Raw genomic sequence first — 20,442 nt, forward strand, 5'->3', positions numbered from 1 at the left:
GCTTTCCGCGGGGCGGGCGGTGAGCCTCCTCGGCGCTAAAGCGCCTGTGGGGTCTCACCTGTCCCGCTACTCCCGCAGGAGTCTTGCGCCTTCCGCACCAATCACCATGGCTCTTAATACAGCTAATTATTAAAACATCTTGAATACAAATTCTTCGTTTGCCAGTGTGATTCTGTCGTCGTGTCTGATTTTGACCTTTTCATTCTTGGCAAGCTTAATATCGTTCACAAAGCTTCCGTTCGTCGAGCGGTTATCCTTTAAAAAGTATTCGCCGTCCTCCGTCAGAATCTGGGCATGGACACGACCAACCGCTTTATTGGAGGATGTATAATCGACATTTTTTGCATCGCGGCCAAGTTTAAATACCTCTTTGGAAATCACGATTTTCTCATGATTAGTGAGGGCAAGTAAGAAAGGCATCGGATTGGAAGGCCCCAAGGTGGTGGTTCCTAAATCGGCCACACCTAAAACCGTTGTTCCTTCATCCTGATAATCAATTTCGACGGCAATCCCCTTTCCATTATTGCCTGGAACAATATTAATTTGTGTTCCCGCAATCGTGGCAGCCGCTTCAAATGATGCATCATTTTCCCCGAGCTCTGTTCTTGTCACCCTCTTGTACTGAATTTCTTCCTCAATTTCAAGCTTCTGGCCTGTTTGTTTATCCATCCTCACACTTTTATGATTGGTTGACATGACCTCATTTTGATCTTCAAGAAGAACTTCAGCATTCCCAGGGCTGTAAAAACTCAGACTTTTTTTAGCCGGCTTTTTAGAAGCAGCTTTTTCATGTACCTGTTTAGGTACGTTATTTTGCTGCGGGATCAACCCCACCGATTCATTGATATGGGCAAACATTTCTAATTTCCCCTTAAAATCCTGCAGATCAATTTCTTCCGCACGAACGAGATAATTATGAATGGCCATAAAGAAGTGTAAATCATCATCCTCGTCATACGGCGCCATCCACAGCAAACTCAATAAAAACTCCTTTACCGTGCAGGTCTCATAGCGATTATCTTTAATCGGCAAGTAGAAAAATAACGGTCTTCCTGATAATGGATCAATATAGATATGTCTTTTATCAGAAATGATATTGTTAAGCTGCAGACCTATTTTTTTTGAATGAATCATGGTTTCGGCTATATGTATTAGAAATTTGTATAATCGTTCCTTTGAAAATCCTTTAAAAAACAATGGCTTAATATTTTCCCATGAAGATAAATCATATCTAAAAAAAATATCTTTCTCTTTTTCGATGACAACCATAGACAACAAACCGAAGACTTGACTATTTTCCAGCAAGCCAATTTCATTCCTTGCCACTTCTACATCGCTGTTCACCTTAAAAAATAAATATTCACGGCAATTCTCCAAATTTAAATCAATTTGTTTGATCAAGGCTGTCCGATCCCTTCTGTTGGATTACAATGTCTTGGAAGGACAGTTCGCGAAGCTGCGACTGCCCTTCCGAGGGTTTAGCGATTACTTAAATTGACTTGCATTATTGTTAATCGCTGCTTCTGTTGCATCATAATTAGTGACCGTCACATCCAAAAATTTGGAGTAGCTTTCCACTACATCACGATAGGTATCAAATCTGGCAGAAAACGTATTGAAATTCGCACGAATTGTGTTGGACGCATCACTATTCCATGTTTGCGACAGTGCATTCATTTCTTTTTTAATATCTTGTAATCTCACATACAAGTTGTTGTTTAAATTTCTGATTTGGCTGGCCGTTTTACTGACTTCACCAAGCGAAATTTTAACTCCTTCGATCGTCATTGTATACACCCCCTGTTTTCACTATTCATTTCCCTACACCGTTGCAGAAAAGGATAAATTAGTTCGATAATCGCTTTGCACCGCTAATAACCTCATTTTGCGTGTCGCGATATGTTTTTGCCGAAGTTTTGAGGAAATGAGAAAACTCATCCATCTTTGTCTTCATCTTCATGAAATCATCCGTGAAGCCTTTAATTTGGTTTACGTAGGCAAGATTATCGGCCCCTTGCCATGCAGCACCCATCGCCTCAACCTCTGTAAACAAAGATTTATAGAGTCTCTCATAATCAGCTGCCTGTTGATCAATGCTTGTTGCCGCTTTTTCAAGCTTCGCAGGATCTACCATAATTGATCTAGCCATTTTGTTTCACCTCCTTTCAAATAAAGAAAACTCGCCGATTGGCTAGCCCGTTAGGGCGAAGACAGAGGCGTAGTTGCACTTATGCCTGAAAGGAAAGTTATACTTTCCTTTCGGCTAAGAAAAGCGCATGCGCCCTGGTCAGCGGCGTATGGCCTAGAGCGCTCCAACTGAGATAAAGGAAACACGAAGAGCGATAGCGATTCGATGTTGACTTATCGTAGGGCGGAGAGCGAAGGACACTAGCCGCTAGGGTGCTGGAGCTGGACAATTCTCAAAGTCGAAAATTATAAATTCTATTATAAGAAAAGCGCATGCGCTGCTCCCTTATATTTTTCTTAATTCATGGATGACCGACCGGTACTTGCCCGCCGTGCTTTGCAGGCTGGAAGCACATTTCACAGCGCCAATACCTTTGAATTCACGATTAATTCCCTGGGAGATGTCATCCAGCTCCCGGGCAAGCGCATTAAGCTCGGCTATAATAGTATGAATCTTATTTTTCACATGCGCATCCATCAGTGTCCCTCCTGCATGCTAGCGAATGGCTTCGGCTTTTCTCAGTAAAACGGCCTCGCCCTTTTCCAATATTTCCATGGTCCTATTAAGATAATTGATATTTTCATTGATTCTAAAATGAAAATTCGTCAGCATATCCGCTTTTAACACATGCCCCAAATCCAACAGGTCAGCCTCACGATATAAACTATCAATCAAACTGTTCACATGCTGTGTTTTCCGCTTAACCCCTTGCAATCTTGTAGAATAGTAAGCGAGTCTGGACAGATCCACTTTTAGGATGGGCTCCACAGCTAAGCCAAATCCTCCGGTAAGTTTACCCCAAACCTGCGCAGCGAACGATTTCGCTTTTTCAATAAATTGGTCAAAAAACTGGTGTAATTCCTGCTTTACTTTCTGTGAAACCTTCATAACAGTTAAAATATAACGAATGCATTCGAACTTGATTTGCATCAGTTTCTGGTCCAGTTGTTGCTTCAGTTCCACTGCTTTTACCACGGTCGAAACGACCATTTGAAACACGGCCTGTTTGATGGAGGCCATCGCCTTATCGACAAGAGCATCAAAGGATAAGGGAAACATAATCCCAGAGAATATAAAGTTCCCTATCATCCGTCCTGTTGAGGCCCCGTCAGACGCCCCAATAAAATTTCCGTTCTCGTCAAACTCGACGGCATCTAAGCTATGGGCATCAAGTGAAAGAGCACCATAGGCAATCACGGCGGAAATTAATGCCAACGCGCCAATCTTATTCTTGGTTTTAATCGTCTTGTCGACATACGGAACATGCCCCAGCTGTGAGACGGCATCATCTTGGTGAACGATAAACGTATTCCGCTCACCTTTCAAGACCTCCTGCTGTTCCTTTGAGAGAACCCACCAGTTGATGGGAGCGCCATTGACAACATAAGATTTCAGGTTTTTATCTTGATTAAAAAAATGAACTAACACATAATTGGCTAAATTCCCACCTTTGGAGTGGCCCATGACATAGATGTCACCCTCGGCACCGGAAATATATTTTTCATAAAACGCTGCAGCTTCTTTCTGCTGTTTGATCTCCTGTCCGATCCCTGCTTCGACATTTGATTTCCAGTCGGTTATGAGATGCAGCGGATCCCCCATACTTTCACTGCCCCTAAATAATGCAGTGGCATTGCCTTCTTCATCCTTCAAGGCAAAGCCGACAAAGCCGGAATTTAATTTCCCATGCTTGATTTCTTCCCATTCCGGGTTGTTGTTTTCATATTTGGTTATTTGAATATTGGCTAGATTCTCGCCTTTTGGGCCGTTTACATATTCATATAACTTTTTAAAACTCTCATTTTCCTCATAATCCGAAGAGGTCAGCATCATTTCATTTACTAACTTTTTAAAATTCGCCGGCTGATTAGGGTCAACCTTATAATCCTCCGGCAAATCTACATACGAAAACTGCAGGAGTAAATATTTTTCTTCTTCTGTTAAATTAGATAATGTCATATTATCACTCCTCAGCCGGTGTATAATATTTCATTAAATCAGCGGGACTATTAATATCAGTAATATCTTGATTGACCTGCAGGTGTCCATATACCTTTCCCTCTATATTGGACCATGGTAAGTTATTCACATTAGAGGTTCTGATATATTCATCAATCTTCTCTGATTGGTCTACGAATCCCACAGAGAAGGAATAAAAAGTCGTATTCAGACCTTTTAATTGATCAAAAGCCTTGTACAGTCCGTCGCTATAATCAGAAGTATTGGGTTTACCCGCGGTCTTTATTGCGACTTTTAAGACAATCCTAATATCTTTGTTTTCTTCATTGATATACTTTAAAATAGGCAAATCCTTCATTTCCAGATTATATTTACTCCCTGCAACGTTAACATAGATTTTATAAATGCTCGTCTCGGGAAGGCTCTCTTTAAGGCTGCCTTGTAAACTTTTCGTCAATTCACCGCCCCAAATGGCAGGGATATAATCATCGTAGTATTGTTTTTCCTTTGACGAACTTTCTCCCGCTTCAAAGATTAATTCCGGCTTTCCTTCCGGATAGGCATAAATTTTATCTTTCCCATACATCTCCGGGAATAGAACGCTTCCTTCCTTTTTATGTTCCACGACAAATTTTTCACCATATTTATCTTCTAAATAATGGACCATTTTGCTTTCTGAATCCATACAACCCGTGCCCCCTATCAGTACAAGCATTAGGAAGAATATCAGCATAATCCTTTTTGTGATTTTCATTAGGTACCTTCCTTACCGGTTACTTTTTAAAAATAAGAGATTTATAGCAGCATCAGCTTCGATCCATTTTTTAAACCGAGCTCTTCAACCGTATTATTGATATTGAAGATCTCCCCGGTGTGCCGGTCGCAAAGAACCGTTTGTTCTGTGCCGGTATAATAGCCCTGTGACAGCTCTGTCAAAGTATTGCCTACTAACAGAACGACCTCATGAAGTTTGCTTTTAAGCGGAAGGAAGATGTCAAATGTCTGATTGGCCGCAGGGATAAATACCTCTACTAACACCTTATCCATAGACCAATTCCTCCTCACTCACAGCCGCAGATGACAACAGCTTCACCAATACAGGCTTTCCTTTCTTCAGACAATAGCCAAAGCCGGTTGGAATGTCCTGATACATTTCGCTAGTCGTCTTATTCGTTTTCAATACATATTGATCAGTAATCCCGCTGCCGACCCAAATGCCGTCACTTTGCGATACATGATTTTTAAACCAGCTTTCGTATGAAATCGCGTTGATTCGGTCGGCCTGATCGCCAATAATCAGATGGACAGCCAGCGACGCTCCCTTATCTAAAAACACTGCAAGCTTATCCTTTCCATCTGCTGATAAGCTATTATTCAAATCGCTGAACGAATCAATCACACAAAATATCCGTTCAAACACTGGCGGCGTCATGCCTTCCGCCACTGCGTCTTTCGTTGTATTATTGCGGTAGACAAGTGTATTGAACAAATAAACAATCGTTTCTTCGATTGGCTGTGCACCGGTCACGTAGCGATAGCCCTGGTTCATATCTTTAATGAAATTGTTATGCGGATCAACGGCGATAACTTCACTGCCCCCGTTTGCCGCCAGCATCTCAGCAGCTCCCTGGATAAACCCAGTACATTCCTGATCGCTATTGCTTGTCAGAACAAGATTGACAAAGGAATCGCTAAAGTCAAAAAAGTAAACAGCAAGCGTACTTTTCTCGACGGCTACGGGTATTTCCCCCGGATGATTGGTTTTCAGTTCACCGGCAGCAAAATAATCCAGGTTGACCTTTTCCGGAAGAACCGGGATTCTTCTTGCCCTTGCTTTATTCCACTTCTTGCTTTGTTCTGCACAATATTCCGTCATAAAACGGTACATATCCGTTGTTCCATCCGTAATAAGGGCGGTCTGGAATTCGTACACACTGCCCGCTTTAAAAATACCCCGGCCTTTGTATTTCGATGGATACACTCCATCAACACTACCCAACACACCTGAATATTCCGTCGTATCGTTTAATTGCAAAACAAACAGCTGCTTAAAGTTTTGCAGCAAACGGTAGCGGATGGCTCCGGTATTCGCTGCAGTAACGACGAAGTAAATGCCGTATTTAAGACCTTCCCGAGTTAAGAAGGAAATCGCTTCTTCATAGTCCTCATACATCTCTGAAAAAGCCGCATAATTGTGAATCGCGACAACAATCGAAGGCAGCCCCTGCTCTGCCGAACAGTTGTACGTGCTGAAATCGCCGCCATAGTTGGCCAATAATTTCTTTCTGCGCTCAATCTCATTCGTTAACATTCTAAAAAGGTTCGTGACCTTCTCGCTTTCATGGGAAAGAACCACATCACCCACATGCGGTGCTTCTCGGAACCAGCTTAATGTTTCACTGCTAAAGTCCATTAAGTATAGATTGACCTCATCCGGTGTATGCTCCTCCATGAGTGAATAAATCAATGTTGCCAAGAACGTCGTTTTTCCGCTGCCGGCGACACCATAAATGACAGTGTTGCCTTCGGTTGTGAGCGGCAGTCTAAGGATGTGCTGGCTTTGATTAGCCGGATCGTCATACTCTCCGATTACCGGATTTAACGCAAAGCTCTGCTCCGTTGTGATACGATATTTTTGCTGCAATTTTTCTAAAAAGATTTTGCTTGGAATCGGTTCAAGCCACAGCTGCTTCACCTTTATCTGTTCTTGTGAAGCTAATTGAGCCAGATAGTCCGTTATTTCATCCAATTGCTTTGGCGGTTTATTCACTTGTGTATTCCGTTTATCGATTCGTGCGCTTTTTAGAACACGGCCAAGATGATCAATTACGACGATGCTGTCATCCTGGTGTTTCTCCAATTTTTCCGCAGGATAATACGGGGCACCGCCCCATGCAGACTGACCAAGCATGAACACTTCATTAAACCCGACCTGCAGGTAGAATCGCCCTGTGGTCGACAGTTCGGCAGCATCCGGCCGTTTGATTACCTCCATACTGTCCGCCTTCTCCTGCACCTTCAGGCTGATTCTAAATTTACTGTTACTCCAAATTTGATCATCAACAACCCCTGAGGGCTTTTGCGTCGCAAGTATCAAGTGAATCCCCAGGCTTCGTCCAATACGCGCCGCACTGACCAGCTGATCCATGAATTCCGGCTGCTGTGTCTTTAACTCCGCGAACTCATCCGAAATGATAAACAAATGCTGCAGCGGCTCGGTTACCCGGCCTTCACGATACAGCTTCTGGTATTTATAAATATCGATATTGCTTTCATCCACCCGTTTACTTGTTTCGCTAAAAATCGCCTGGCGCCGCTTCAACTCACTTTGAATCGAAATTAGCGATCGTTTAACGGCTGCTCCGTCAAGGTTGGTAATCGTTCCGGCAAGATGCGGCAGATCCACAAACGCGTTCGCCATGCCCCCGCCCTTATAATCGATTAAAATAAACGCCACTTCATCCGGGTGATAATTCACCGCAAGAGACAATATAAACGTCATGATAAATTCACTTTTCCCAGAGCCGGTCATTCCGGCTATCAGACCATGGGGGCCGTGGAATTTTTCGTGGAGGTCGAGCTTGAACAACTCACCAGACTGATCAACCCCGATGGGCGTCTCCAGTGTCTTCACCGGATCATTTTCCTTCCATTTTGTCAGCACATTCAAGTGTTCAATTTTACTAACTCCAAACATTTCTAAAAAGGTGAGCATCTCTGGAAGTGTATAAGCCTTATTTAATGAAGCCAGATTGATGTTGCCAAGCTGAATTGCCAGATTCTCCGGGTCTTCCTGCAAATAAATATCCGGGCGAAATGCCGTAAACTGACCAGTTATATCGTCTTTGTCAAAGATCTTTGCCGAGGAGCCGTCTAGTTCAATAACTGCTGAACATTCCTTCGGCAGGTTTTTCAATTCATCGTATAGAGTAATCAAGCTAAAGCCAATGTTCTTTTTCGCTTGTAAAATCATCGTGAACATTTCCGCTTTTGCCGCTAAATTCTTATCCATTGAAAAAATAACATAATGCTGCGTTACATTGGCTAGTTCATCATCTGCTAACTTCTGCCGCTGAGAAATTTCCCTTTCAATCACGGCCGACAACTCTTTTAATTCATTTGCATCAGTGGCCATGTAGCGGATAGTTTTCGTATCGTCCCAAACATGCGGCAGCCATCTAACAAAGTTCCACCTGTCCTGCTCTTGCTGGTCGTAAACAAACACCAGTTTTAATTCATCATAGCTGTGCAAGGCGGTTAGTTGAAAAATCAGCCCCTCGACTAATGCCTTTACCTTCTCCCTGCTGCCAATAATCCCGCTGACCTTTTCTTCCATAAGTGAGAATGTGACCGGGACATCTGTTAAAACCTTTGGTGTATCCGCAAGTTTATACAGTTCCTCTTGCAGTCCGTCATCTTCCACACTAAAACGTTTTTCCGGGAATTTTATATCTGCATTGAGCGGTAGATTTCCAAGACCTAAACGGAGCTTCAAAAAGTCATCCTGGCCAAGGGTTCTTTCCCACAGATTTCGCTGCTGCGCCTGAATCCGGGCAACGCAATGTCCAATCGGCACATGATTCTCATGTAAAATCTCACTTTGCCGTTTCCGTTCTTCTTCAATAACCTCCGCCATTTCCTCTAAGTAGGCACGATATTTTTCCTGCCTGATTTTTTCCTGCTTGATCCGGGTCTTTTTCTCATGCCTCTTAGTTAAAATCGGCCAAAGAATTGTCCCTACCAGCATACTAAAGGACATTACCAAAGTCGGCATCGCCATCATGATATTCCCATTCGTCGACATCACATTTTGCAGGGTAAACAGCCCCATGAACAAGGAGGCCATTCCCATCGTAAGCGAGGGCCCTAATAGCAGCATTAATGGAGTTTCTTCTTGGTTCACTGGTGATGGCGGGGGATCAATCTTAATCTCTGGCGTTGTAATTTCTCTTTTAAAACGAGGCGAACGGAAAAAAAGGTCAGAAGTCGTCTCCTCTACCTGAAATTCATCAAGCTCCTCCTCATCCGCTATAATGGGCGGTTCAACGGTAAATGGCTGAAACGCATTCCGATCAAGGAGTACTAGCCGATGCGGATTATTTAACGAAAGCAGTTTCCCATTATAAATGATTTTTAATCCCATTATGTAAATACAATCGCCAATTTTAAGCGTGTGCTCCGTTACTCTTTCCCCGTTCACATAGGTGCCATTTGAACTTTGCAGGTCACGGATTACTGCTGATCCATTCTTGTCGTATTCAATTACGCAATGTGAATTGGACACTAATTTATTGGCGAAACAAATCTGACTGTCCTTCGATCTGCCGATTTTTAAGGAATCCGTGGTAACGTAGTGCTTTGTGTAAATATTTTGATCAAATTGAAAAGGTTCCGCATATAAAAGCGATGGCGCTTCACCTTCTCGGTTAATCGTATAGGTTCTAAATTCTTCAACCGGCTGCTTGCTGACCTTTTGCCCGTCAGCATTGCTTAAAAAAGCATACTTATTGGACTTGATAAACCATTGTCCCTCTTCTGCCTCTATTGCCATCATCTCTCGTTTACTGCCATTCCGGCTCTCCGTAGTCAGTACATAACGGCCGGTTACCCGTTCAGGCAGAACAAAGGTAAACGCCTTTTTACGATCAAACAACGTTAAAATCACGTAAAATCTCTCCCTAGCAGACTGCTAATTTTCATTCATTTTTTTGATAAAGTAATAATGTATCATTTTCACAATGTATATAGGTTTAATGAAGCAGGTTAAGAGTCTTTCCTATGCCAAAATTGTGTCATAAGGATTATCTTTTTCCGGAAATTAGAATTTCCAGTTGATGTTAATTTTTCACTTCCTTATCATACCATTTTTTTTATAGGGCTATTTTCCTTTACTAGTGGGACAAAGGGACTGTTTTTAACTTGATAAACAGATTGAAAAAATCGGCAGGGGATTGAATATTTAGGCGTAATTCGGATGGAACTAAGCTAAAAGCTATGTCGGAGACCCTTTTTAGTGTTTTCTCGATTTTCTCCCTGCTTTAATTGGTTTACTTTCCGCTTTTGGTCATTTACTTTCCGCTTTTCTTATTTTACTGTCCGATTCTATCAATTTACTGTCCACTTTTACACTTTTACTTTCCGCTTCTATTTATTGGCACACAAAAAAGAGACAACCTACAAAGGTTATCTCTTTTTTGTGCCTGGCAACGTCCTACTCTCACAGGGACGCATGTCCCAACTACCATCGGCGCTGAGAAGCTTAACTTCCGTGTTCGGTATGGGAACGGGTGTGACCTTCTCGCCATTGTTACCAGACTTATTTTGTTTGAGGTTTCATTCCCTCAAAACTAGATATTGCAGAAGAAGTTTTTGTAAAAACGAGTTCAACCAATATAAAATGGTTAAGTCCTCGATCGATTAGTATCAGTCAGCTCCACATGTCGCCATGCTTCCACCTCTGACCTATCAACCTGATCATCTTTCAGGGATCTTACTAGCTTGACGCTATGGGAAATCTCATCTTGAGGGGGGCTTCATGCTTAGATGCTTTCAGCACTTATCCCGTCCGCACATAGCTACCCAGCGATGCCTTTGGCAAGACAACTGGTACACCAGCGGTGCGTCCATCCCGGTCCTCTCGTACTAAGGACAGCTCCTCTCAAATTTCCTGCGCCCACGACGGATAGGGACCGAACTGTCTCACGACGTTCTGAACCCAGCTCGCGTACCGCTTTAATGGGCGAACAGCCCAACCCTTGGGACCGACTACAGCCCCAGGATGCGATGAGCCGACATCGAGGTGCCAAACCTCCCCGTCGATGTGGACTCTTGGGGGAGATAAGCCTGTTATCCCCGGGGTAGCTTTTATCCGTTGAGCGATGGCCCTTCCATGCGGAACCACCGGATCACTAAGCCCGACTTTCGTCCCTGCTCGACTTGTAGGTCTCGCAGTCAAGCTCCCTTGTGCCTTTACACTCTACGAATGATTTCCAACCATTCTGAGGGAACCTTTGGGCGCCTCCGTTACTCTTTAGGAGGCGACCGCCCCAGTCAAACTGCCCACCTGACACTGTCTCCCACCCCGATAAGGGGTGCGGGTTAGAATTTCAATACAGCCAGGGTAGTATCCCACCGACGCCTCCACCGAAGCTAGCGCTCCGGCTTCTCAGGCTCCTACCTATCCTGTACAAGCTGTACCAAAATTCAATATCAGGCTACAGTAAAGCTCCACGGGGTCTTTCCGTCCTGTCGCGGGTAACCTGCATCTTCACAGGTACTATAATTTCACCGAGTCTCTCGTTGAGACAGTGCCCAGATCGTTACGCCTTTCGTGCGGGTCGGAACTTACCCGACAAGGAATTTCGCTACCTTAGGACCGTTATAGTTACGGCCGCCGTTTACTGGGGCTTCGATTCAGAGCTTCGCGTGAGCTAACCCCTCCTCTTAACCTTCCAGCACCGGGCAGGCGTCAGCCCCTATACTTCGCCTTGCGGCTTCGCAGAGACCTGTGTTTTTGCTAAACAGTCGCCTGGGCCTATTCACTGCGGCTCTTCAGGGCTATGAACCCTAAAGAGCACCCCTTCTCCCGAAGTTACGGGGTCATTTTGCCGAGTTCCTTAACGAGAGTTCTCTCGCTCACCTTAGGATTCTCTCCTCGCCTACCTGTGTCGGTTTGCGGTACGGGCACCTTGAATCTCGCTAGAGGCTTTTCTTGGCAGTGTGGAATCAGGAACTTCGGTACTAAATTTCCCTCGCTGTCACAGCTCAGCCTTCATGGTGAACGGATTTTCCTATTCACCAGCCTAACTGCTTAGACGCGCATATCCAACAGCGCGCTTACCCTATCCTCCTGCGTCCCCCCATCACTCAAACGATTCATAGGTGGTACAGGAATATCAACCTGTTGTCCATCGCCTACGCCTTTCGGCCTCGGCTTAGGTCCCGACTAACCCTGAGCGGACGAGCCTTCCTCAGGAAACCTTAGGCATACGGTGGATGAGATTCTCACTCATCTTTCGCTACTCATACCGGCATTCTCACTTCTAAGCGCTCCACCAGTCCTTACGGTCTAGCTTCAACGCCCTTAGAACGCTCTCCTACCACTGACACCTAATGGTGTCAATCCACAGCTTCGGTGATACGTTTAGCCCCGGTACATTTTCGGCGCAGAGTCACTCGACCAGTGAGCTATTACGCACTCTTTAAATGGTGGCTGCTTCTAAGCCAACATCCTGGTTGTCTAAGCAACTCCACATCCTTTTCCACTTAACGTATACTTTGGGACCTTAGCTGGTGGTCTGGGCTGTTTCCCTTTCGACTACGGATCTTATCACTCGCAGTCTGACTCCCACGGATAAGTCTTTGGCATTCGGAGTTTGTCTGAATTCGGTAACCCGATGAGGGCCCCTAGTCCAAACAGTGCTCTACCTCCAAGACTCTAACAACGTGAGGCTAGCCCTAAAGCTATTTCGGAGAGAACCAGCTATCTCCAAGTTCGATTGGAATTTCTCCGCTACCCACACCTCATCCCCGCACTTTTCAACGTGCGTGGGTTCGGGCCTCCATCCAGTGTTACCTGGACTTCACCCTGGACATGGGTAGATCACCTGGTTTCGGGTCTACGACCACATACTCAAACGCCCTATTCAGACTCGCTTTCGCTGCGGCTCCGTCTCTTCAACTTAACCTTGCATGGGATCGTAACTCGCCGGTTCATTCTACAAAAGGCACGCCATCACCCATAAACGGGCTCTGACTACTTGTAGGCACACGGTTTCAGGAACTATTTCACTCCCCTTCCGGGGTGCTTTTCACCTTTCCCTCACGGTACTGGTTCACTATCGGTCACTAGGGAGTATTTAGCCTTGGGAGATGGTCCTCCCTGCTTCCGACCGGATTTCACGTGTCCGGCCGTACTCAGGATCCACTCAGGAGGGAACGAAGTTTCAACTACAGGGCTTTTACCTTCTCTGGCTGACCTTTCCAGGTCGCTTCATTTACCCCGTTCCTTTGTAACTCCATGTTGAGTGTCCTACAACCCCAAGAGGCAAGCCTCTTGGTTTGGGCTATGTCCCGTTTCGCTCGCCGCTACTCAGGGAATCGCGTTTGCTTTCTCTTCCTCCGGGTACTTAGATGTTTCAGTTCCCCGGGTATGCCTTCTATACCCTATGTATTCAGGTAAAGATACTGTTCCATTACGAACAGTGGGTTTCCCCATTCGGAAATCTCCGGATCAAAGCTTACTTACAGCTCCCCGAAGCATATCGGTGTTAGTCCCGTCCTTCATCGGCTCCTAGTGCCAAGGCATTCACCGTGCGCCCTTTCTAACTTAACCTAAAAAGGTTTATAACTCTTATTCAATAAGAGAGAAAAACTAAAATGGCGATTACTCGATGTTTACTTTGCTTCTTCTTACGATTATCTAGTTTTCAAGGAACAAAAAAGTCTTGAGAGAATCGCTCCCTCAAAACTAAACAAACAAGAAACGTCAACCTTATTATCAGTCCGAAAGGACTGCATTATCCTTAGAAAGGAGGTGATCCAGCCGCACCTTCCGATACGGCTACCTTGTTACGACTTCACCCCAATCATCTGTCCCACCTTAGGCGGCTGGCTCCTTGCGGTTACCCCACCGACTTCGGGTGTTACAAACTCTCGTGGTGTGACGGGCGGTGTGTACAAGGCCCGGGAACGTATTCACCGCGGCATGCTGATCCGCGATTACTAGCGATTCCGGCTTCATGCAGGCGAGTTGCAGCCTGCAATCCGAACTGAGAATGGTTTTATGGGATTGGCTAAACCTTGCGGTCTCGCAGCCCTTTGTACCATCCATTGTAGCACGTGTGTAGCCCAGGTCATAAGGGGCATGATGATTTGACGTCATCCCCACCTTCCTCCGGTTTGTCACCGGCAGTCACCTTAGAGTGCCCAACTGAATGCTGGCAACTAAGATCAAGGGTTGCGCTCGTTGCGGGACTTAACCCAACATCTCACGACACGAGCTGACGACAACCATGCACCACCTGTCACTCTGTCCCCCGAAGGGGAACGTCCTATCTCTAGGAGTGTCAGAGGATGTCAAGACCTGGTAAGGTTCTTCGCGTTGCTTCGAATTAAACCACATGCTCCACCGCTTGTGCGGGCCCCCGTCAATTCCTTTGAGTTTCAGCCTTGCGGCCGTACTCCCCAGGCGGAGTGCTTAATGCGTTAGCTGCAGCACTAAAGGGCGGAAACCCTCTAACACTTAGCACTCATCGTTTACGGCGTGGACTACCAGGGTATCTAATCCTGTTTGCTCCCCACGCTTTCGCGCCTCAGCGTCAGTTACAGACCAGAAAGCCGCCTTCGCCACTGGTGTTCCTCCACATCTCTACGCATTTCACCGCTACACGTGGAATTCCGCTTTCCTCTTCTGCACTCAAGTCCCCCAGTTTCCAATGACCCTCCACGGTTGAGCCGTGGGCTTTCACATCAGACTTAAAGGACCGCCTGCGCGCGCTTTACGCCCAATAATTCCGGACAACGCTTGCCACCTACGTATTACCGCGGCTGCTGGCACGTAGTTAGCCGTGGCTTTCTGGTTAGGTACCGTCAAGGTACCGGCAGTTACTCCGATACTTGTTCTTCCCTAACAACAGAGCTTTACGACCCGAAGGCCTTCATCGCTCACGCGGCGTTGCTCCATCAGACTTTCGTCCATTGTGGAAGATTCCCTACTGCTGCCTCCCGTAGGAGTCTGGGCCGTGTCTCAGTCCCAGTGTGGCCGATCACCCTCTCAGGTCGGCTACGCATCGTCGCCTTGGTGAGCCGTTACCTCACCAACTAGCTAATGCGCCGCGGGCCCATCTGTAAGTGTCAGCCGAAACCGACTTTCAGCTTTTCCTCATGAGAGGAAAAGAATTATCCGGTATTAGCTCCGGTTTCCCGAAGTTATCCCAGTCTTACAGGCAGGTTACCCACGTGTTACTCACCCGTCCGCCGCTAACCAACGGGAGCAAGCTCCCATTGATTCGCTCGACTTGCATGTATTAGGCACGCCGCCAGCGTTCGTCCTGAGCCAGGATCAAACTCTCCAAAAAAGTTGAGTTGATTAGCTCATAATTTAAAACGTTGGCTTAGTTTCTATAGAAGAAACTAATAATTTATTGTTTGTTGACGTTTTTGTTTGTTTAGTTTTCAAAGAACAATTCCGTTACTCCGTTTAGAAGCAACTCTATCAATATACCATTTCAAGTTGTTGCTGTCAACAACTTTTTTAACTTGTTATCGTCTCGCTGACGACTTTTCATATATTACAGCATATTAGTAGATTGGTCAATGATTTTTAAAAGTTTTTTTAAAAAAATTTTAAGATGTCAATTTCAAACCCATTACGGCTGCCAGAATCATTCCGATAAATAGAATCCTCTTCCAATCTTTTGATTCTCCATAGAACAACATACCTACCATGGTTCCACCGATCGTGCCAATCCCCGTCCAAACCGCATAAGCCAATCCCATTGGGAGAGTTTTCATCGCTAAACCAAGAAAGCTAAAACTTAAGGCAAATCCGATAAACAATACCATGTATGATTGAAGATTTTTGTATTTAACAACTTTGTTCATACCTGTCACTCCCACTACTTCAAAACCGCCCGCTAAAATAAGGTAGATCCATGCCATTATGCTGCACCTTCTTTTTCACTAGATTCAGATGTAATCAATTTTAAACCGATGACTCCGGCCAAAAGCAGAAGAATAAAAAAGAATTTCGTCCAACTAAATGCTTCTTTGAAAAAAAGAGTTTCGAGAAGTACAGTCCCTGCGGTTCCAATTCCGGTAAAGACTGCATATGCGGTGGCTACAGGTACGCTTTTGATTGCGCGAAGCAAAACGACAAATGATAAATAGATAAGGATCAGTGTTCCTCCCCAAGAAATCCAGCTATGTGAATATTTCAAGCCGGCCGCCCACAGGATTTCAATAATGCCTGCCACTATGACAAGTGCCCAATTTCGATTCATTCGTTCCCCCTCCAATCATTCCACTATATTTTCGATAATCCGCGCCAATAGAGATCCCAAGAAGACTCTAATCTTTTTCGAGCTCTCTCGGGCCCGCCATATAATATTTCAACGAACATACCATCCAGAATGCCCAAAAATGCAGCCGTGGCCCGGTCAGCACCAATCTCGGTGTTTATTCTCCCCTCCCGCATGGCACTTTCCATAATCGGAACTAGAAGTTCTTCTATCCGATCTAAATATTCGTACACAAATTTCATGACCTGTTCATAAAGATGCGCTGGTGGGAAAAACACGAGCCGAAGCCAGAATTTAGAATACTCGTTCTTTTCATTCCTCTCTTTATAATGAAAAAGAAACCCAAATAAGAAATCCTCTAGAGGTTGTGTAGTATTTTTTTCAATAAACTCCATCACGAATCGTAGTTCACGAGCAAATACTTCATTACATATCTGTAGAAAAAGTTCATCTTTCCCTTTGAAATGAGTATATATGGACTGTTTTTTAATCCCTACATCATCGGCAATCTGCGCCATCGATGTTCCATCATAGCCATTTTGAGCAAAATGTTTGAGGGCCACTTCCTTAATCCGAGTTGAAGTCATTTTTTCACCCTTCCGAACGTTCGTCAGTTAAACTTATCAAGAATATTGATTGGTGTCAATCCTTTTTTCTTCAAAAGAAAAAGGATATCTGCCCAGGCAAATACCCCTTTTAGATTAATGATTCGCAATCCCTGTATAATGAAAACCTAAGCCCTCGCTGATCCCTTTATCCAGTAGATTTCTTCCATCAAAAATATTCGGTTGTTCCATGAGCGGTTTTATGCTTGCCCAATCAAGCTGTTTATACACATCCCAGTCCGTGCCTATCACAAGGGCATGTGCCCCAGTAACGGTTTCTTCAATACTTTGAAATTGATGGATGGAGGCATCCGGGGTTATTTTTACAATGGGATCGTGGACGCGAACGGCAGCTTGCTCTTCAATTAATTTGTTGATTAAAACCAAGCTCGGCGATTCTCGCGTATCATCGGTATTTGCCTTAAATGATAATCCTATTACGGCAATTGTTTTATTTTCTAAAACGCCGCCCAGGACTTGTTTTATTTTTTCAATAAAGTATTGCGGCTGTGTTTCATTTACCTCAACGACTTTTTCTAAAATGGAAAGGGTATGGTTATGGTCTTTCGCGATTTGGATGAGTGCGTTTACATCCTTAGGGAAACAGGAACCGCCATACCCCATTCCCGCATTTAAAAAATGCGGGCCAATGCGGTTGTCAAGCCCCACCCCTTCTGAAACATCATTTACATTAATCTTCAGGTGATCGCATAGTCTGGCTAATTCGTTAATAAAGGAAATTTTCATGGCCAGGAAGGAATTAGCGGCATATTTAATCATTTCAGAGGCTTTTGGGTTGGTCTCAATGATCGGGCATGAAAAATTTTGATACAGTTCCCGCAATACAGCTCCTGCCGCCTCACTTGTTGTGCCAATGATAATTCGGTCGGGATTAAAAGCATCATGAAGAGCAGCGCCCTCCCTCAAGAACTCTGGATTTGAAACGACATCAAAAGGGAGTGGTTCGTCTTGACTTTCTTTAATCCATTGCGTCACTAAATCAGCCGTCCCCACTGGTACAGTGCTTTTTGTAACGACGACTTTGTATTGATTCATATATTTGCCGATTGATTTTGCGACATTTCTTACATAGGTTAGGTCAGCACTCCCGTTTGTACCCTGCGGTGTTCCGACACAAATGAAAATAACATCATTTTCTTTAATAGCTTTCTTTGCCTTTTTGGTAAATTTGATCGTTTCGGCTTGAACATGCTTACTTAATAATTCCTCAAGTCCCGGCTCATAGAAGTGCAGTTTACCGGCTTTTAGTGCTTTAATTTTTTTATCATCGAGGTCCAGCCCCGTAACCTGGTGACCCATTTCAGAAAAAATAAGGCCTGTCGTCGTCCCGACATATCCTGTTCCGACGATTAATATTTTCACGATTATTTATTCCCCCTTTTGTCTCTTTGAGAATGATTAGCAATGACCGATTGCCTTACCTCAAACATGGCTTGTATTAATTTATTCTTAAAGGAGTTTTGTGGAAGGTTGTCCAACATAAAAGGGCAATAAATGGGGAGTTGTCCGAAAGGAGGGAAATAGGACTCCCGAGGAGCACAAAAAAAGGCACCTATTAAAGGCACCTTTCCAGAGCTAAATCCAGCCTTTTTTCTCGGCAATGCTGGCGGCTTCCGTTCGATTTTTGGCATCGAGTTTATGGATGATTTCAGAGATATAGTTGCGGACGGTTCCGGATGATAAATAAAGTTCGGATGTGATTTCTTTTGTCGTCTTTCCTAAGCTGGCTAGACGTAATATCTCTTGTTCCTTTGGGGTCAGCGGATTTTCCTCACGGATGACGTTAAAAGTCAGTTCTGGACTGAACACCCGTTTTCCTTCCATCACCTTGCGAATGGTCTCGGCGAGCTCATCTATTTCCCCATCCTTCAGCAGGTAGCCGTGGACGCCGATTTTTAGAGCACGCTCAAAATATCCGGGCCGGGCAAAAGTGGTTAAAATAATGATCTTGCTCGGTGACTTCCGCTTTGCGAGTTCTTCTGCCACCTCAAGTCCATTTAACACCGGCATTTCAATATCCATCAAGCAGACATCCGGTTTGAGTTCCAAGATTCTATTGAGTGCCTCTTCTCCGTTCATCGCCTGGCCGATGACCTTCATATCTATCTCTAAATCTAGCAACGAGCCTAATGCCCCCAGCAGCATTCGCTGATCTTCCGCAATAAACAGGCGAATCATACGGCTGCCCCTCCTTTTTAATCAATTCATTTTTGATTCCTTTCCGTTTATGCAGGCGCTTTTCTTGTCCAGCTACAGCGCCCAGCGACTAGTGTACTTCGCCCTCCGCCCTACGATAAGTCAACATCGAATCACTTGCGCTCTTCGTGTTTCCTTTATCTCAGTTGGAGGGCTCCAGTCCATACGTCGCTAAACGGGCGCTTCCGCTTTTCTTGTCCAGCTACAGCGCCCAGCGACTAGTGCACTTCGCCCTCCGCCCTACGATAAGTCAACATCGAATCACTTGCGCTCTTCGTGTTTCCTTTATCTCAGTTGGAGGGCTCCAGTCCATACGTCGCTAAACGGGCGCTTCCGCTTTTCTGACAATCGGAACATTAATTTCCAGAACCGCCCCATTATGGTTTGACAGCGCGAGTACACCGTCAATAAGTGCCAGTCTCTCTCCCATCCCCCGCAAACCATTCCCAAAGGCTTGCTCATTCCGTATGCCCATCCCATCATCGCGAATGACTAGGTTCATTTTTCCAGAAAGAAGCTTGATGGAAATGGAACAGTGGGCAGCACGGCTATGCTTGACGACGTTTGTAGCCGCCTCGCGGACGCACATCCCGATGATATTTTGTGTAAATGGGGAGATGCTGGAAAAATCTACGTCGCCATCGTACTGATAGGTTATTCCTGCAGCACGCAGGATTTGCTGTACTTGCAGGAGCTCTTCCGTTATAGTGGCTGCCCGCATATCGGTGACGAGCTCGCGTACCTCCTTGAGGGCAGCTCGGGAAGTGACTTCCATTTCCTTTGCTTCAAGCTTCGCCCGTTCAGGGTCGACCGCCGTCAGCCGCTGCACAAGCTGGCTTTTTAACGTCAGCAATGACAAGGTATGTCCGAGTGTATCGTGGAGATCTCTGGCAATCCGCACCCGCTCCTCTCGCTTGACCAATTCTTCAATTTTCTGATTCGCCCGATCAAGTTCCTTCTCAAGCTCGATTCGCCGATTGAGTGAGCGAATGCCAAACGGAGAAATCAGCATGATGATCAGGAAAGGGACGAAATAGATCAGCTCTGACGGAGTGAGAAATGTTTTCGTCCGGCTGATATGAACAATGAACGGAAGAATTTCAACAATCACTAAACCGATTAGTCCACGTCGAAATCCCGTTTTACTCATGTACCAGCCGATGAAATTTGCTGGGAAAAATCCTAAAAACATGTAGTTTAAGTTATAAAACAAACTGAAGAGGAATACAATCGCCAGTTGAACAGCCAGCCAGTAGCTGAATGTCCTTTTTCCTATTAAAAAATAGAGCTCGCGATAGGTCACCAAGAAAAGCAGCAACATCCCATAACCGATGAGCTGCTTCACCCCTGATTCTTTTGTTAAATAAAAAGCGGGAAAACCAATATAAATCAGAAAGACATACGGGAAAAAGCCCATTTGGCGCGGGAATATGCTAAATGACTTTTTCATAAC

The 20,442-nt window shown here is 45.0% G+C and carries 14 protein-coding genes and 3 rRNA genes; all 17 read right to left on the reverse strand.

Annotation, left to right across the window (positions count from 1 at the left end; genetic code table 11):
* Positions 1 to 129: 129 nt before the first annotated feature.
* The 17 genes from FAY30_RS20910 to FAY30_RS20990 all read right to left on the reverse strand — a co-directional run bounded on the left by FAY30_RS20910 (position 130) and on the right by FAY30_RS20990 (position 20,439).
* On the reverse strand, positions 130 to 1,401 hold the full coding sequence (locus FAY30_RS20910) for a DUF6382 and FHA domain-containing protein (RefSeq protein WP_149871678.1): 1,272 nt from the start codon (positions 1,399 to 1,401) through the stop codon (positions 130 to 132).
* Between the two features lie 84 nt (positions 1,402 to 1,485).
* A complete protein-coding gene (locus FAY30_RS20915; protein ID WP_149871679.1) occupies positions 1,486 to 1,788 on the reverse strand; it encodes a pore-forming ESAT-6 family protein in 303 nt (100 codons plus the stop codon).
* A 58-nt stretch (positions 1,789 to 1,846) separates the two neighbouring features.
* On the reverse strand, positions 1,847 to 2,149 hold the full coding sequence (locus tag FAY30_RS20920) for a WXG100 family type VII secretion target (RefSeq protein ID WP_149871680.1): 303 nt from the start codon (positions 2,147 to 2,149) through the stop codon (positions 1,847 to 1,849).
* Between the two features lie 324 nt (positions 2,150 to 2,473).
* Complete coding sequence (locus FAY30_RS20925; protein ID WP_149871681.1) at positions 2,474 to 2,665, reverse strand: hypothetical protein; 192 nt, start codon at positions 2,663 to 2,665, stop codon at positions 2,474 to 2,476.
* 18 nt (positions 2,666 to 2,683) lie between these two features.
* Positions 2,684 to 4,147, reverse strand: coding sequence for an Mbeg1-like protein (locus FAY30_RS20930; protein ID WP_149871682.1), 1,464 nt, complete (start codon positions 4,145 to 4,147; stop codon positions 2,684 to 2,686).
* Between the two features lie 4 nt (positions 4,148 to 4,151).
* Positions 4,152 to 4,832, reverse strand: a complete 681-nt coding sequence (locus FAY30_RS20935; protein WP_149871683.1) for a hypothetical protein — start codon at positions 4,830 to 4,832, stop codon at positions 4,152 to 4,154.
* A 110-nt stretch (positions 4,833 to 4,942) separates the two neighbouring features.
* A complete protein-coding gene (locus FAY30_RS20940) occupies positions 4,943 to 5,194 on the reverse strand; it encodes a methyltransferase (RefSeq protein ID WP_149871684.1) in 252 nt (83 codons plus the stop codon).
* The gene (essC, locus tag FAY30_RS20945) at positions 5,187 to 9,812 is read right to left on the reverse strand and encodes a type VII secretion protein EssC (RefSeq protein ID WP_149871685.1); all 4,626 of its coding nucleotides are present in this window, start codon (positions 9,810 to 9,812) and stop codon (positions 5,187 to 5,189) included. The genes FAY30_RS20940 and essC overlap by 8 nt, the downstream gene beginning before the upstream one ends.
* Before the next feature lie 533 nt (positions 9,813 to 10,345).
* A 5S ribosomal RNA gene (gene rrf / locus FAY30_RS20950) occupies positions 10,346 to 10,462 on the reverse strand.
* 82 nt (positions 10,463 to 10,544) lie between these two features.
* Positions 10,545 to 13,481, reverse strand: a 23S ribosomal RNA gene (locus FAY30_RS20955).
* Between the two features lie 194 nt (positions 13,482 to 13,675).
* Positions 13,676 to 15,225, reverse strand: a 16S ribosomal RNA gene (locus tag FAY30_RS20960).
* The 16S, 23S and 5S rRNA genes sit together here, the layout of an rRNA operon.
* A gap of 268 nt (positions 15,226 to 15,493) precedes the next feature.
* Positions 15,494 to 15,808 carry a DMT family transporter gene (locus FAY30_RS20965; RefSeq protein WP_149871686.1) on the reverse strand — a complete coding sequence of 105 codons (315 nt, stop codon included), beginning with the start codon at positions 15,806 to 15,808 and terminating at the stop codon, positions 15,494 to 15,496.
* Positions 15,808 to 16,149 carry a DMT family transporter gene (locus FAY30_RS20970; RefSeq protein ID WP_149871687.1) on the reverse strand — a complete coding sequence of 114 codons (342 nt, stop codon included), beginning with the start codon at positions 16,147 to 16,149 and terminating at the stop codon, positions 15,808 to 15,810. The genes FAY30_RS20965 and FAY30_RS20970 overlap by 1 nt, the downstream gene beginning before the upstream one ends.
* A gap of 23 nt (positions 16,150 to 16,172) precedes the next feature.
* Positions 16,173 to 16,754: a TetR/AcrR family transcriptional regulator gene (locus FAY30_RS20975; RefSeq protein WP_149871688.1), complete on the reverse strand. Its 582-nt coding sequence runs from the start codon at positions 16,752 to 16,754 to the stop codon at positions 16,173 to 16,175.
* A gap of 114 nt (positions 16,755 to 16,868) precedes the next feature.
* Positions 16,869 to 18,155 carry a UDP-glucose dehydrogenase family protein gene (locus FAY30_RS20980; protein WP_149871689.1) on the reverse strand — a complete coding sequence of 429 codons (1,287 nt, stop codon included), beginning with the start codon at positions 18,153 to 18,155 and terminating at the stop codon, positions 16,869 to 16,871.
* Positions 18,156 to 18,368: 213 nt separating this feature from the next.
* The gene (locus tag FAY30_RS20985) at positions 18,369 to 18,971 is read right to left on the reverse strand and encodes a response regulator transcription factor (protein WP_149871690.1); all 603 of its coding nucleotides are present in this window, start codon (positions 18,969 to 18,971) and stop codon (positions 18,369 to 18,371) included.
* Between the two features lie 337 nt (positions 18,972 to 19,308).
* Positions 19,309 to 20,439, reverse strand: a complete 1,131-nt coding sequence (locus tag FAY30_RS20990) for a sensor histidine kinase (RefSeq protein WP_149871691.1) — start codon at positions 20,437 to 20,439, stop codon at positions 19,309 to 19,311.
* Positions 20,440 to 20,442: the final 3 nt, after the last annotated feature.

The sequence above is a fragment of the Bacillus sp. S3 genome (genome assembly GCF_005154805.1).
Taxonomy (GTDB): Bacteria; Bacillota; Bacilli; order Bacillales; family Cytobacillaceae; genus Neobacillus.